Raw genomic sequence first — 14,225 nt, forward strand, 5'->3', positions numbered from 1 at the left:
AAGCCCACCCCGCCATGGTGGCGGGGCGAGAATGTCAAACGAGACGAGACTGCTCCACCGCCGCTTCGATGAAGGAAGCAAACAGCGGATGCGGTTCGAATGGCCGGCTTTTCAGCTCGGGGTGATACTGCACGCCGATGAACCAGGGATGGTCGGGATATTCGACCGTCTCCGGCAGAACCCCGTCGGGCGAGAGGCCGGCAAAGACCAGTCCGCACTCTTCGAGTTTCTGACGATAGCCGATGTTCACCTCATAGCGATGGCGGTGACGCTCGGAAATCTCGTCGGAGCCATAGATCGCCGCAATCTTGGAGCCTTCGACCAGTTTCGATTCGTAGGCCCCGAGACGCATGGTTCCACCCAGGTCGCCGGAGGCCGTGCGCTTTTCGAGCATGTTGCCCTTGAGCCACTCGGTCATCAGGCCGACGACCGGCTCATTGGTCGGGCCGAACTCGGTGGAGGACGCATCCTCGATACCGGCAAGCGAGCGGGCTGCCTCGATACAGGCCATCTGCATGCCAAAGCAGATGCCGAAATAAGGCACCTTGCGTTCGCGTGCGAACTTGGCGGCAAGGATCTTGCCCTCCGCGCCACGCTCGCCGAAGCCGCCGGGCACCAGAATGCCATGCACCTTCTCAAGCCATGGCGCAGGATCTTCCTTCTCGAAGATTTCCGCCTCGATCCATTCGAGCTTCACCCGCACCCGGTTTGCCATGCCGCCATGCGAAAGCGCTTCGATCAGCGACTTATAGGCATCCTTCAGCCCGGTATATTTGCCGACCACGGCAATCGTGACCTGACCTTCGGGATTGTGGATGCGGTCGGCAACCTCGTCCCAGCGTTCCATGCGGGGTTTTGGAGCCGGGTCGATGCCGAAAGCGGCCAGCACTTCCGAATCGAGCCCCTCCTCATGATAGGCAATCGGCACATCGTAGATATGCGCCACGTCGAGCGCCTGGATGACGGCCGATTCGCGTACATTGCAGAACAGCGAAAGCTTGCGCCGTTCCTCCGGAGGAATTTCGCGGTCCGCACGCACCAGAAGGATATCGGGTGCAATGCCGATGGAGCGCAGTTCCTTGACCGAATGCTGCGTCGGTTTTGTCTTGAGTTCGCCGGCGGCCGGGATCCACGGCATCAAGGTCAGATGCACATAGACGGCGTTGCCGCGCGGCAGTTCGTTGCCGAGCTGGCGAATCGCTTCGAGGAAGGGCATCGCCTCGATGTCGCCGACCGTCCCGCCGATTTCGCACAGAACGAAATCATAGTCCTCATTGCCCTCAAGGACGAACTGCTTGATCTCGTCGGTAACGTGCGGGATCACCTGCACCGTGGCGCCCAGATAGTCGCCACGACGCTCTTTTTCCAGAATGTTCTGGTAGATCCGGCCTGTGGTGATGTTGTCCTGCTTGTTGGCCGAACGCCCGGTGAAGCGCTCATAATGGCCAAGGTCCAGGTCGGTCTCGGCACCGTCATCGGTGACGAAAACCTCACCATGCTGATAGGGCGACATCGTGCCCGGATCAACATTCAGGTAGGGATCGAGTTTACGGATGCGAACGCGGTACCCACGGGCCTGTAACAGCGCGCCAAGGGCCGCTGCTGCAATGCCTTTTCCGAGGGAGGAGACCACGCCGCCGGTTATGAAAACATATCGCGCCATGGGACTCATCGCTTAACCGGACACAGGCGATTCCGCCAGCAAAAAATAACGAGACGCAAATCTTTTTGCGCCCCGCGGTGAATAAGTCTTGCAGGCTGCCGTTCCGGCCGCGCGAAAATTGCGGCCGGAGGCTCCCGCAGGAAAGAAGGTCACTGCCCCGTCGGAATCTGATCTTCAGGTGCGGTTTCGGCCGGTGCGGCAGGCTCTTCGGTGGGCACGGAGGCACCCGAGCCGCCGAGCTGATCAAGAACGCCACCAGACCCTTCCGTCTGCTCGCTTCCGGCCGGGATACGGTCCAGAATGTCCGTCGGGCTTGCGCCGTAGCGCGCGATCAGCGACAGGGCGAGCGAGGTCGCAAAGAATGCGGCTGCGAGGATCGCCGTTGCCCGGGTCAGGGCGTTGGCGGCCCCGCGTGCGGACATGAAACCGGAACCGCCGCCGATGCCAAGCCCGCCACCCTCGGAGCGCTGCATGAGGACGACACCAACCAGCGCGACCACGACGATCAGATGAATGACGATGATAACGGTCTGCATGTTTCCTTCCGGCTCTCCGGCTTGAAGTCCGCTTGATGCGGACGCGGCTCATTACACGGCTTTTGCCGATTTTCCAAGACCGCTGGAAAAGCGTGTCCCGGCACCTTTCGATTTTTTTCGAAAACGGGGCGCAATTTCCCGCTTTCAGATCGTTTCGGATGGTTTTCTGTCAAAACACCCGAAATTTCCGAATTTGCTTCGGACCCCACCTCACATAGGCGCTTGTTGCTGTAACGCAAGCGTTTTCTCGTGTCTCAGACCGGGCAGGCTGCCGCAATGGCGAGGAAATCCACCGCCTTCAGGCTCGCGCCTCCAACCAGCGCTCCGTCCACATGTTTTATGGAAAGAAGCTCCGTGGCATTGCCCGGCTTGACTGAGCCACCATAGAGAATGCGCATCGTTGCGGCCTCCTTGCCAAGCAGCGTTTCGAGCTCCTTGCGGATATGCGCATGCGCCTCTGCCACATCCTCGACCGTGGGCGTGAGCCCCGTTCCGATGGCCCAGACCGGCTCATAGGCAATCACCGTGTTGGCGGCATTTGCCGTTTCGGGAACGGAACCGGGAATCTGTCGGGAGAGAACAGCAAGCGTTTTTCCCGCCTCCCGCTCGGCCTTGGTCTCGCCGATGCAGATCACTGCCGTAAGCCCCGCCCGCCAGGCGGCTTCGGCCTTGCTGGCGACATCCGCATCGCTTTCGCCATGGTCGATGCGGCGTTCTGAATGCCCCACGATAACGTGCGATGCGCCCGCATCGGCCAGCATCTCTGCGGAAATGTCGCCGGTGTGCGCGCCCGAAGCAGCCGCGTGGCAATCCTGACCACCCAGATGAACGCCCTCGCCCAGCGCTTCACGGGCCAGCGTCATGAGTGTGGCAGGCACGCACACAAGGCCTTCGACCCCGTTGAACGTCCCCCCCCCGATCGCCTTGAGTTCGCCGATATCGACGCTCGTGCCATTCATTTTCCAGTTGCCTGCAATCAGGGGACGAATACCGGGCGTCATGAAACCGCTTCCTCACAAAATCCGAATTTGTCAGCTTCCCTAGCAAAAAGAGCGGCTAATGCAAAAGCAATTGGGTCCACAAATCCCACTCCGCTATCGACACTTCGCCTCAGGAACGCTATTGCGCTTGACTGGGAACAATGCCCCGAATGCACCAAGGAACTTCGGAAAAACCATGCTCGACAGTCTGAGAAATGCCGCCTCCACCTGGATTGCCAAACTGCTGCTCGGTCTTCTTGTCGTGAGTTTTGCGGTATGGGGAATTTCGGGTCAGGTCCTGAATGATCAATCGCGAAACGTCCTCTCGGCTGGCGATTCTTCTGTTTCCATGCTCGATTTCCGTCTGGCATATGATCGCCAGATCAATGCTCTGTCGCAGCGTTTGGGTACCCACGTCACGCGGGAGCAGGCGGTGGCCTTCGGACTTGACGATCAGGTTCTGCAACAGCTCGCCGCGGGAGCATTGCTGGACGAGGAAGCCCGCAGGCTCGGTCTCGGCCTCTCCGGCGACCGGCTCGCACAGCTGACCGCCGAAGACCCGGCCTTTCGCGGCCCCGATGGTCGTTTTGACCGGCAGCAGTTCGATTTCGTTCTGCGCCAGATCGGAATGCGCCCCGCCGACTATCTGCAAAACCGCGAGCAGGTGGCAATTCGTCAGCAGATCGTCGAGGCCGCGACCGATGGCATGAGCGTTCCCGACGAGATGTTCAGGAACATGGCGCTTTACCGCGGCGAAGATCGAACCGTTGAGTATGTGCGCCTGCCCCGCACCCTGGTCGAGCCTGTCGACAAGCCCGACGACACCACACTGCAGGCCTGGTTCGAGGACCGCAAATCGGATTACGCCGCACCCGAATACCGGGCGTTCAGCTACGTGAAGCTTGAACCGTCCGACATCGCCGACGCAGCTTCGGTGTCTGGCGAACAGGTTCAGAAGGCCTATGAGGACCTGCGCCAGCGTTACACCACTCCGGAAAAACGCACGATCGAGCAGATCGTGTTTCCCGACCGGGAAGCCGCGGACGCGGCGCTGAAGAACCTTCTCGACGGTCAGGAATTTCTTGAGGTTGCGGAAGCGGCCGGAAAGTCGAGTGCAGACATCGCGCTGGGTACCCTGACACGTGAGGAAATCGCCGACGACGCCGTGGCCGAGGCCGCATTCTCCCTGCAGGAAAACCAGTTCAGCGACATTGTGGATGGCGCATTCGGCCCCGTCATCGTGCAGGTCACGGAAGTGGAACCGGAGGTCGTTCGTCCATTCGAGGAGGTGGAGAGCGAAATCCGGCAGGAACTCGCGCTGGAGGAAGCCTCCAGGGTCCTGCTCGATGTTCACGACAGCTATGAAGATGCGCGTGCCGGCGGAGCCTCCATGGCAGAAGCCGCCGAGCGTCTGGATCTGACGATGCGCACGATCGACGCCATCGATGCCAATGCGCGCCGCCCCGACGGCTCCATCGTTGGCGACCTTCCCGTATCTGCGGATCTGCTGCGTGAGGTTTTCCAAAGCGAGACCGGCATTGAAAACCCGCCCCTGTCCATGGGTGGAAACGGCTTCGTGTTCTACGAGGTGGAGGAAATCACACCCGAGCGTGACCGGTCGCTCGACGAGGTCCGTGACCAGGTCGAGAAGGACTGGATCGCCGCCGAAGCCGAGCGTCTTCTTGCCGAACGCGCCTCCGGTTTCATGAAGCGGATCAACGACGGCACCACCCTTGACGAGATTGCCTCGGAGATTGGCGAGGAGAAACAGGTAAAGCGTGGATTGAAGCGCACGGCCAACGATGCCGACATCGGTCAGGAAGGCGTTTCTGCCGTGTTTTCCGTTCCCCGGGATGGTACCGGTGTGTTCGCAAGTCCCACCGGTGATGCGCGCGTGCTTTTCCGCGTGACCGAGGTGTTCGAACCCGCCAGCGCGACCGCAGAAAGCATCCCCGAAGGCCAGCGTGCAGCGGTCCGGTCGGCATTGGCCGACGATCTCCTCGATCAGATGGTCACTCGTCTGCAGGGCAAATACCCGGTCACGATCAACCGGGCGGCCATGCAGGAAGCCTTGAGCTTCTGAGGTTGGAATGAACGGTTTCAAAAGCTACATCGCCAAGGCCGCATCAGGTGACCCCCTGAGCTTTGATGAGGCGCGTGAGGCCTTCGACATCATGATGTCGGGCAATGCGACACCCAGTCAGATCGGCGGCTTCCTGATGGCTCTGCGCGTGCGTGGTGAAACGGTGGAAGAGATTTCCGGAGCCGTCGCGACCATGCGGGCAAAGATGCTACCGGTAAACGCTCCCGACGATGCTGTCGATATCGTGGGGACCGGTGGCGATGCCTCCGGCTCCTACAATGTTTCCACCTGCGCGGCCTTCATCGTGGCCGGCGCTGGCGTCCCTGTCGCCAAGCACGGCAATCGCGCGCTTTCCTCGCGCTCGGGTGCCGCCGACACGCTAGCAGCGCTTGGAATCAACATCGAGCTTTCCCCGGCCCGGATTGCGGCCTGCATCAGGGAGGCCGGTCTCGGCTTCATGTTTGCACCCGCCCATCACTCTGCCATGCGCCATGTGGGACCCTCCCGGGTCGAACTGGGCACGCGTACGATCTTCAATCTGCTTGGCCCTCTTTCCAACCCTGCTGGCGTGCGCCGCCAGCTTGTGGGTGTGTTTTCACCCGAATGGGTCGAACCGATCGCGCAGGTTCTGAAGCAATTGGGAACGCAATCCGCCTGGGTTGTTCATGGTGCCGGCCTCGACGAGATGACCACCGCCGGGACGACCCAGATCGCAGCGCTGGAGAACGGCGAAATTCGGCATTTCGAGATCACGCCCGAGGAGCTCGGGCTGAAGCGCTCGACCATGGCAGAGCTCAAGGGTGGCGATGCCATGCACAATGCCAAGGCGCTGCGCGCCGTACTTGAAGGCGACAAGAACGCGTATCGTGATATCGCCCTGCTCAACTCCGGTGCCGCACTCGTTGTCGCCGGACGTGCAAAGAATCTCAAGGACGGTGTCAGGCTCGCGGGCGAAGCGCTCGACCAGGGGCACGCACGGACAACCCTGGAACGTCTGATTGAAGTCTCCAACAAAGGCCCGAATGCCGATGACGACTGATATTCTGCGCAGGATAGAAGCCTACAAGCGCGAGGAAATTGCTGCAGCGAAGTCTGCCCTTCCCCTGTCGGATCTGGTCGCAATGGCTCGCGAGGCGCAAGCGCCACGGGGTTTTGCCAATGCGCTCAGGGAAAAACAGGCGCTTGGCCGCCTGGGCCTTATTGCCGAGATCAAGAAGGCCAGTCCTTCGCGCGGCCTTATCCGGGCCGACTTCGATCCGCCAGCGCTTGCGGCGGCCTATCAGGAAGGCGGAGCGGCCTGCCTCTCCGTCCTCACCGACACCCCTTCCTTCCAGGGGGCACCCGAATTTCTGACGGCGGCGCGGACCGCCTGTTCCTTGCCCGTACTCCGCAAGGATTTTCTGTTTGAACCCTATCAGGTCTACGAAGCGCGCTGTTGGGGGGCGGATGCCATTTTGATCATCATGGCGAGCGTTTCCGATGATGAAGCAAGAGCGCTGGAGGACACTGCGCTCGGCCTTGGCATGGACTGCCTGATCGAGGTGCATGACGAACGGGAACTGGAACGTTCGCTGGAACTCTCATCTCCCCTCATCGGCATCAACAATCGCAATCTGAGAACCTTCGAAACCAGTCTCGAAACCAGTGAACGGCTTGCACCGCGTGTTCCCGAAGACCGTCTCGTCGTTGGAGAAAGCGGCATTTTCACCAATGACGACTGCCGGCGCCTTGCCCGCTCGGGGATGAACACGTTTCTCGTGGGTGAGAGCCTGATGCGGCAGGACGACGTGACGGCAGCGACCCGTTCTCTCCTGGGACTGGATTCCAGCAGGATGGCGGGCTGAGCGATGACCGCTGGCAGTTCCGACGACCTGACCCACATCGCCGCGTCCGGAGAAGCGCACATGGTGGATGTGAGCGGCAAGCCTGAAAGCCGCCGCGAGGCCGTCGCCGAAGGCGCGGTGATCATGCAGGAAGAGACACTGGCTGCCATTCTTCGGGGCGATGCGAAAAAAGGGGATGTTCTGGGAACAGCCCGCATTGCCGGCATCATGGCAGCCAAGAAGACCCATGAGCTGATACCGCTGTGTCATCCACTGGCGATCTCCAAAGTGGTTGTGGACATCGAACCGGATGCGAAGCTGCCGGGTCTGCGGGTGACGGCAAGTGTGCGCGTTACCGGACAGACGGGGGTGGAAATGGAAGCGCTGACCGCCGCTTCGGTGGCGTGTCTCACGATCTATGACATGGCCAAGGCGCTCGACAAGGGCATGGTTCTTGACGGGATCCGCCTTTTGGAAAAACGCGGCGGCAAGTCTGGCCACTGGCAGGCACAGGAAACCGGCGCATGACACTTCTGCCTGTCGATGAAGCGCTCGAACGTCTCCTTGAAGGCGTCAAGGCGTTGCCGGGTGAGGTCGTTGCGATAGAAGATGCCGGTGATCGCGTTCTGGCGGGACCGCTTGTGGCCAAACGCACACAGCCTCCTTTCGATGCTTCGGCCATGGATGGCTATGCCGTTCGTGCAGCCGATGTCGAGTTCCCTCACAAAACCGTCCTGCGCGTGATTGGAGAATCTGCCGCCGGAAAAAGGTTCGAGGGCCGTGTGGCAGATGGCGAAGCGGTTCGCATCTTTACCGGCGCGCCGGTGCCCCCGGGGGCCGATACCATCCTCATTCAGGAAAACGCCCGGCCTGTCGAGGACGGGCGGATTGAAGCCACCGAATCCGTTGCGGCAGGGCGCCATATTCGCAAGGCCGGCCTCGATTTTCGCACCGATGACACGGTTCTTGAACAGGGGCGCCTGCTCAACCCGGCATCGATCGGACTTGCCGCCGCGGCAGGACATGCCAGCGTGGAAGTCACGGAACGACCGCTGGTAGCCATTCTTGCCACGGGAGACGAGCTGGTGCGCCCGGGGGAAACCTGCGGGCCCGACCAGATCGTGGCCTCAAATGGATATGCCATTGCCGCGCTTTCCCGAAGCGAGGGCGCGCGAATCCTCGATCTGGGTATCGTTGGCGACGAGCTGCCCGCCATTACGGCCGCCATACGCGCAGCGGGAGATGCAGGTGCCCATGTTCTTGTAACCCTCGGCGGTGCCTCAGTTGGCGCGCGCGATCTCGTTCGACAGGCACTTGTCGATGCCGGGGTGTCTCTCGACTTCTGGAAAATCGCCATGCGTCCCGGCAAGCCGCTGATGGCGGGACGGCGCGAAGGAATGCGTGTTCTGGGCCTGCCCGGCAACCCCGTTTCAAGTCTCGTCTGTGCGCATCTCTTCCTGCGCCCACTGGTCGCCCGGCTGGGACAGCGACGCTACACACCGGATTTGCGTTCGGCGGTGCTGGCCACACCACTGCGCGAAAATGACGAGAGGCGGGATTATATCCGCGCCGCCGTTGCAGCCGGCCCCGACGGGTTGATCGCGACCCCGTTCACCCTTCAGGATTCCTCCATGCTGACGACGCTTGCAGCCGCCAATGCGTTGATCGTCCGAGAACCCGGTGCCGCAGCCGCCAGTGCCGGCGCGCGATGCCGGGTCCTTATGCTCGGCTGAATAGCGCAGATCCGATCACCGACCACCAAGCCCATTCGGGCCGTGCGGGATTTTCGCATTTCCGTTCAGGTTCCATGCCAGTCATCGGATAAAAAACAGGCCTCTAGCACAAGATACCGGCGGCACGCCGGGACGGGCGCAACCCGAGAGCCCACGGCACGGCGGGCTCTCGGGGAAACGCCTGAACGTTGACCGCTGGCTCGATCAGAACGGGATTTCGTCGTCGAGGTTTTGTGAGTAGTTTCCACCACCACCACCACCACCACCGCCGCTGCTGCCGCCAGTGTCGGCTGGACCGGACTGACCGAAATCGGAGCTGCGCCCGCCGCCGCCGCTATAACCCACCTGGTTGTCGCCACCCTGCCCGCGCGTATCGAGCATCTGCAGCTCCCCACGGAATTTCTGCAGCACGACTTCCGTCGTGTAGCGATCCTGACCGTTCTGGTCGGTCCATTTGCGCGTCTGAAGCTGCCCCTCGATATAAACCTTGGCGCCCTTCTTCAGATACTGCTCGGCAACCTTTGCCAGATTGTCGTTGAAAATCACGACATTGTGCCACTCAGTGCGTTCGCGCCGCTCTCCGGACTGGCGATCGCGCCAGGTTTCGGACGTGGCAATCCGCATGTTGACGACCGGATCACCGGAATTCAGCCGCCGGATTTCCGGGTCGGCTCCCAGATTGCCCACCAGAATGACCTTGTTGACGCTGCCCGCCATGACGCTTCTCCACGCTTGATCCGAAATCTGCCGCGCACCTTATCGCAAGCACGACTGCCGCGCTCTCTCATGCTGCGACCGCCTGGATCTCGTCCACAACTCATTTGTTCTTATTATGTTCACATTGAAGGGACGCCTGTCAACGTCATTCGTGGCGGTCATCCAGCCTTCACCTGCACAATGCGTGTTCACATAAAGAAGGCCCCGTCGCGTTTTCGCGCACGGGGCCAGTTGGGCCTGTGCCCATTTATGCCGGGAGTGTTTTACCGGCCAGTCAAGGCAGAACGGACTTCACCGTTCCTGTCTTCAAGAATGTCTGATTTTCCGGAGCGGTCGGCCGCCAGCGTTGTCGTGCCTGCCGACGTCCACGATCCACGAGATCGGTGGTCGCCATGGATCCGGGCACTGCACCTGGGCTACGGGCCGAAGATGGCCCGACACATGTGCGAGAGCGGATCAGCCAACCGTGGCTTCGCCGATGTTGCGAAGCCCGATGGATCGGTCAGGTGGAGTCATTGCTCCCTCCTCTTTCGCGTTCAGACGGTTTGCTCTGTGTCGGCTGGCTCCAGCGGCCAAGCCGCCCAACGTGCCCACCGGCACCTACCGGAGCGGCGAACAGCCGCGAGCACCGACACCGGGGATAGTGCGCTCTCGCCGGGGTTCGGTCAAGCGGTTCCCGGCTGCTGCCATAAAATGTGATCGGCGCCCCACACGCGCCTGCCGACAAGACCTGTCAGGAGCGAGTTCTTTTTTTGTTCTTTGTTCTTGCACTTTTTTTTATAACGCGAGACAACACATCGCAGCAGCAAACCGACGTCAGGAAACTGCTGGCGCCTTTGAAGCGGTCGACATTTTCGGCGCGTTTCCTACATGAAGCTGGGTCGGCATGTGGCCGGTCATTCACGATATTCGAGACAGGCAGCGACGGGGCATGCCAGAACACAAGTCCATAACCATTCGCGGCGCGCGCGAGCACAATCTCAAAAATGTCGATCTCGACCTTCCGCGCGAGAAGCTGATCGTCATGACCGGACTTTCGGGATCGGGCAAGTCATCGCTTGCCTTCGACACGATCTATGCCGAGGGGCAGCGACGGTATGTGGAGAGCCTGTCGGCCTATGCGCGGCAGTTTCTCGAAATGATGCAGAAGCCGGATGTCGACCAGATCGACGGGCTTTCGCCGGCCATCTCCATCGAGCAGAAGACCACGTCCAAGAATCCGCGCTCCACCGTGGGTACGGTGACGGAGATTTATGACTACATGCGCCTGCTTTTTGCGCGGGTCGGCGTGCCATATTCTCCCGCAACCGGTCTTCCCATCGAGAGCCAGACGGTGAGCCAGATGGTGGATCGCGTCATGGCGCTGGAGGAAGGCACACGTCTTTATATCCTCGCGCCGATCGTGCGGGGGCCGTAAGGGCGAATACCGCAAGGAGATGGCCGAGCTTCAGAAGAAAGGGTTTCAGCGCGTCAAGGTGGATGGCACGTTCTATGAAATCGCGGACGTGCCGGCGCTCGACAAGAAATACAAGCACGATATCGACGTGGTGGTGGACCGTGTCGTCGTGCGCGAAGATCTGGCCACGCGCCTGGCGGATTCACTCGAGACCTGCCTCAAGCTTGCCGAGGGGCTTGCCGTTGCCGAGTTCGCCGACAAACCCCTGTCGGATGCAGACACGGCGAAAGGTGGCGGTGCCAACAAGTCCAAGAACGAAACGCATGAGCGTATCGTCTTTTCCGAAAAATTCGCCTGCCCGGTCTCCGGCTTCACCATTTCGGAGATCGAGCCGCGGCTGTTTTCGTTCAACAATCCGGCCGGCGCCTGTCCGACCTGCGACGGGCTTGGCAGCCAGCGTGCGATCGACCCCGCCCTGGTCGTGCCCGAAGGTGATGCCATTCTGCGGGAAGGCGCCATCGCCCCATGGGCCAAGTCCACCTCACCCTACTATCTCCAGACCCTCGAAGCGCTTGGCCGCGAATACGGGTTCAAGGTTGGCGACCGCTGGCGCGACCTGCCGGAGGAGGGAAAAAATGCGATCCTGAACGGGACCGGCAGCAAGAAGATCGTCTTCGAATATGATGACGGTCTGCGCAGTTACCGCACGACCAAGCCATTCGAGGGCGTTGTGGTGAATCTGCAGCGCCGCTGGAAAGAGACCGATTCGGCCTGGATGCGTGAAGAGATCGAACGCTACATGTCGGGCCACCCCTGCCCCGACTGTGGCGGCCACCGGCTGAAACCCGAAGCGCTTGCCGTCAAAATCGACGGTCTGCATATCGGTCAGGTAACGGAAATGTCGATCCGCAAGGCCGGCGAGTGGTTCGAAACCCTGCCCGAACGCCTGAACGACAAGCAGAACGAGATTGCGGTTCGCATACTCAAGGAGATCCGGGAGCGGCTGCGTTTTCTCAACGATGTCGGCCTCGACTACCTGACACTTTCGCGCAATTCGGGCACGCTGTCGGGTGGCGAAAGCCAGCGTATCCGGCTCGCCTCGCAGATCGGCTCCGGTCTGACCGGTGTGCTCTATGTGCTCGACGAGCCGTCCATCGGGCTGCATCAGCGCGACAATGACCGGCTTCTGTCAACGCTGCGTCACCTTCGTGATCTCGGCAACACGGTGATTGTGGTGGAGCATGACGAGGATGCCATACTGACTGCAGATCACGTGGTCGACATCGGGCCTGCAGCCGGCGTCCATGGCGGCCAGATCATTGCCGAAGGGACACCGCGCGACATCATGGCCAATCCGGCCTCCATCACCGGCAAATACCTCACCGGTGCGATGGGGATTGCGATGCCCGAGCAGCGCCGCGAGATACCGAAGAAGCGCCGCATCCGCGTCGTGGGCGCCCGCGGAAACAATCTGAAGGATGTGACGGCGGAAGTGCCGCTCGGCACGTTTTCCTGTGTGACCGGCGTTTCGGGTGGTGGAAAATCGACACTGTTGATCGAAACGCTCTTCAAATCCGCCTCACGCCGCATCATGGGATCGCGCGAGCAGCCGGCAGAGCACGACCGGATCGAGGGCCTGGAACATCTCGACAAGGTCATCGACATCGATCAGTCGCCAATCGGGCGCACACCGCGCTCAAACCCTGCGACCTATACCGGTGCCTTCACCCCGATCCGCGACTGGTTTGCAGGTTTGCCGGAAGCCAAGGCGCGCGGCTATCAGCCCGGGCGCTTTTCCTTCAATGTCAAGGGCGGGCGCTGTGAAGCCTGTCAGGGCGACGGCGTGATCAAGATCGAGATGCACTTCCTTCCCGATGTGTATGTCACCTGTGATGTCTGCCAGGGCAAGCGCTACAACCGGGAAACCCTCGAGGTCACCTTCAAGGGAAAATCCATTGCCGACGTTCTGGAGATGACCGTGGACGAAGGCGTGGAGTTCTTCTCGGCCGTACCGGCGGTGCGCGACAAGCTCACCACGCTCGCACGGGTCGGGCTCGGCTATATCCATATCGGCCAGCAGGCGACGACCCTTTCGGGCGGTGAGGCACAGCGCATCAAGCTGGCCAAGGAGCTTTCCAAACGTGCGACGGGCCGCACTCTCTATATTCTGGACGAACCGACTACCGGTCTTCATTTCCACGATGTCGCCAAGCTGCTCGAAGTGCTTCACGAACTCGTGGATCAGGGCAATACGGTGGTCGTCATCGAACATAATCTCGAGGTCATCAAGACCGCCGACTGGGTTCTCGATCTCGGGCCCGAAGGCGGTGACGGCGGGGGTGAACTGGTTGCCAGCGGCTCCATTGACGACATCATGGCAGCCCCGCGCAGCTATACGGGCAAATTTCTCAAGGAACTCCTGGAACGCCGGCCGGCCGGCAAGGCGCAGGCAGCGGAGTAGGACAATGGATGCAGGCACCATTCGCGCTGGCATGGGCGGCTGGACCTTTCAGCCGTGGGAAGGCACCTTCTATCCTGACGATCTGCCCAAGAAGCGCCAGCTTGAGTTTGCTTCGCGGCAGGTGCCCACAATCGAGGTGAATGGCACCTATTATGGCAGCCAGAAGCCAGCGACCTATGCCAAATGGGCGAATGAAGCGCCGGACGGCTTCGTCTTTTCGCTGAAAGGGAACCGGTTCGTGACGAACCGCAAGGTTCTGTCGCAAGCTTCTGATTCCCTTGAGAAGTTCCTTGGATCTGGCATTGTCGAGATGGGAGAGAAGCTCGGACCGATCGTCTGGCAGTTCGCTCCAACGAAGAAGTTCGACCCTGACGATTTCGAAGGATTTTTAAAGCTTCTACCTTCCAAGCGGGAGGGCGTTCGGCTCCGCCACGTGCTGGAAGTTCGGCATGCGTCCTTTTGCACGCCCGAGTTTCCCCGGCTCGCGCGCAGATACGGCGCAACCATCTGTTACGCGCATCACAACGCCTACCCCGAGATTGCAGATATCACAGGAGATTTTGTCTATGCGCGGCTTCAGCGCGGTCAGGATGACGTCCCTACCGCCTATCCGACGTCAGAACTGGCGAGTTGGGCAGAGCGTGCATCACTTTGGGCGCGGGGGCTCCAGCCCGATGACCTGCCACTGGCCGAGCCGGATTTCACACCGGTAACCACACCACGTGACGTGTTTGTCTATTTCATCCATGAAGGCAAGATTCGCGCACCTCATGCAGCCCGTGCCTTCATGGAGCGCATTGCCTGATCCAGTTTTAACAGTACTCGCTATAAAG

10 protein-coding genes and 1 pseudogene are annotated in these 14,225 nt (G+C 60.8%); 7 read left to right on the forward strand and 4 right to left on the reverse strand.

Annotated features, from left to right (window positions below):
• Positions 1-34: 34 nt before the first annotated feature.
• From AB2N04_RS12475 to tpiA, 3 genes are all read right to left on the reverse strand, one after another.
• Entirely contained in the window at positions 35-1,672 is a 1,638-nt protein-coding gene (locus tag AB2N04_RS12475; protein WP_367714783.1) for a CTP synthase, read from the reverse strand.
• A gap of 140 nt (positions 1,673-1,812) precedes the next feature.
• Positions 1,813-2,199: a preprotein translocase subunit SecG gene (secG, locus tag AB2N04_RS12480; protein WP_367714784.1), complete on the reverse strand. Its 387-nt coding sequence runs from the start codon at positions 2,197-2,199 to the stop codon at positions 1,813-1,815.
• A gap of 254 nt (positions 2,200-2,453) precedes the next feature.
• On the reverse strand, positions 2,454-3,200 hold the full coding sequence (gene tpiA, locus AB2N04_RS12485) for a triose-phosphate isomerase (protein WP_367714785.1): 747 nt from the start codon (positions 3,198-3,200) through the stop codon (positions 2,454-2,456).
• A gap of 175 nt (positions 3,201-3,375) precedes the next feature.
• Between tpiA and AB2N04_RS12490 the strand changes: the two genes are divergently transcribed.
• Genes AB2N04_RS12490 through glp form a run of 5 tightly spaced genes read left to right on the forward strand, consistent with a single transcriptional unit; the run spans position 3,376 to position 8,818 of the window.
• Positions 3,376-5,262: a SurA N-terminal domain-containing protein gene (locus AB2N04_RS12490; RefSeq protein ID WP_367714786.1), complete on the forward strand. Its 1,887-nt coding sequence runs from the start codon at positions 3,376-3,378 to the stop codon at positions 5,260-5,262.
• A 7-nt stretch (positions 5,263-5,269) separates the two neighbouring features.
• On the forward strand, positions 5,270-6,301 hold the full coding sequence (gene trpD, locus AB2N04_RS12495) for an anthranilate phosphoribosyltransferase (RefSeq protein ID WP_367714787.1): 1,032 nt from the start codon (positions 5,270-5,272) through the stop codon (positions 6,299-6,301).
• Complete coding sequence (gene trpC, locus AB2N04_RS12500) at positions 6,291-7,106, forward strand: indole-3-glycerol phosphate synthase TrpC (RefSeq protein ID WP_367714788.1); 816 nt, start codon at positions 6,291-6,293, stop codon at positions 7,104-7,106. Before trpD ends, trpC begins: the two co-directional genes overlap by 11 nt.
• 3 nt (positions 7,107-7,109) lie before the next feature.
• Complete coding sequence (moaC, locus tag AB2N04_RS12505) at positions 7,110-7,613, forward strand: cyclic pyranopterin monophosphate synthase MoaC (protein WP_367714789.1); 504 nt, start codon at positions 7,110-7,112, stop codon at positions 7,611-7,613.
• On the forward strand, positions 7,610-8,818 hold the full coding sequence (gene glp, locus AB2N04_RS12510; RefSeq protein WP_367714790.1) for a gephyrin-like molybdotransferase Glp: 1,209 nt from the start codon (positions 7,610-7,612) through the stop codon (positions 8,816-8,818). Before moaC ends, glp begins: the two co-directional genes overlap by 4 nt.
• Positions 8,819-9,022: 204 nt before the next feature.
• Here the strand turns inward: glp and AB2N04_RS12515 are convergent, their stop codons facing one another.
• Positions 9,023-9,535 (reverse strand): single-stranded DNA-binding protein, encoded by a 513-nt coding sequence (locus AB2N04_RS12515; RefSeq protein WP_367714791.1) that lies wholly within the window; start codon positions 9,533-9,535, stop codon positions 9,023-9,025.
• Between the two features lie 931 nt (positions 9,536-10,466).
• On the opposite strand from AB2N04_RS12515, the pseudogene uvrA reads away from it, so the two are divergent.
• Positions 10,467-13,392 (forward strand): annotated as a pseudogene (gene uvrA / locus AB2N04_RS12520) (excinuclease ABC subunit UvrA).
• 4 nt (positions 13,393-13,396) lie between these two features.
• Entirely contained in the window at positions 13,397-14,197 is an 801-nt protein-coding gene (locus tag AB2N04_RS12525; RefSeq protein ID WP_367714792.1) for a DUF72 domain-containing protein, read from the forward strand.
• Positions 14,198-14,225: the final 28 nt, after the last annotated feature.

Origin of the sequence: Nitratireductor sp. GISD-1A_MAKvit (genome assembly GCF_040819555.1) — a bacterium.
Lineage (GTDB): Bacteria > Pseudomonadota > Alphaproteobacteria > Rhizobiales > Rhizobiaceae > Nitratireductor.

Coding starts and splice junctions, on each gene's coding strand:
- trpD (WP_367714787.1), top strand. CDS start 5,270: ATGAACGGTTTCAAAAGCTACATCGCCAAGGCCGCATCAGGTGACCCC.
- secG (WP_367714784.1), bottom strand. CDS start 2,199: ATGCAGACCGTTATCATCGTCATTCATCTGATCGTCGTGGTCGCGCTG.
- tpiA (WP_367714785.1), bottom strand. CDS start 3,200: ATGACGCCCGGTATTCGTCCCCTGATTGCAGGCAACTGGAAAATGAAT.
- AB2N04_RS12475 (WP_367714783.1), bottom strand. CDS start 1,672: ATGAGTCCCATGGCGCGATATGTTTTCATAACCGGCGGCGTGGTCTCC.
- glp (WP_367714790.1), top strand. CDS start 7,610: ATGACACTTCTGCCTGTCGATGAAGCGCTCGAACGTCTCCTTGAAGGC.
- moaC (WP_367714789.1), top strand. CDS start 7,110: ATGACCGCTGGCAGTTCCGACGACCTGACCCACATCGCCGCGTCCGGA.
- AB2N04_RS12490 (WP_367714786.1), top strand. CDS start 3,376: ATGCTCGACAGTCTGAGAAATGCCGCCTCCACCTGGATTGCCAAACTG.
- AB2N04_RS12525 (WP_367714792.1), top strand. CDS start 13,397: ATGGATGCAGGCACCATTCGCGCTGGCATGGGCGGCTGGACCTTTCAG.
- trpC (WP_367714788.1), top strand. CDS start 6,291: ATGACGACTGATATTCTGCGCAGGATAGAAGCCTACAAGCGCGAGGAA.
- AB2N04_RS12515 (WP_367714791.1), bottom strand. CDS start 9,535: ATGGCGGGCAGCGTCAACAAGGTCATTCTGGTGGGCAATCTGGGAGCC.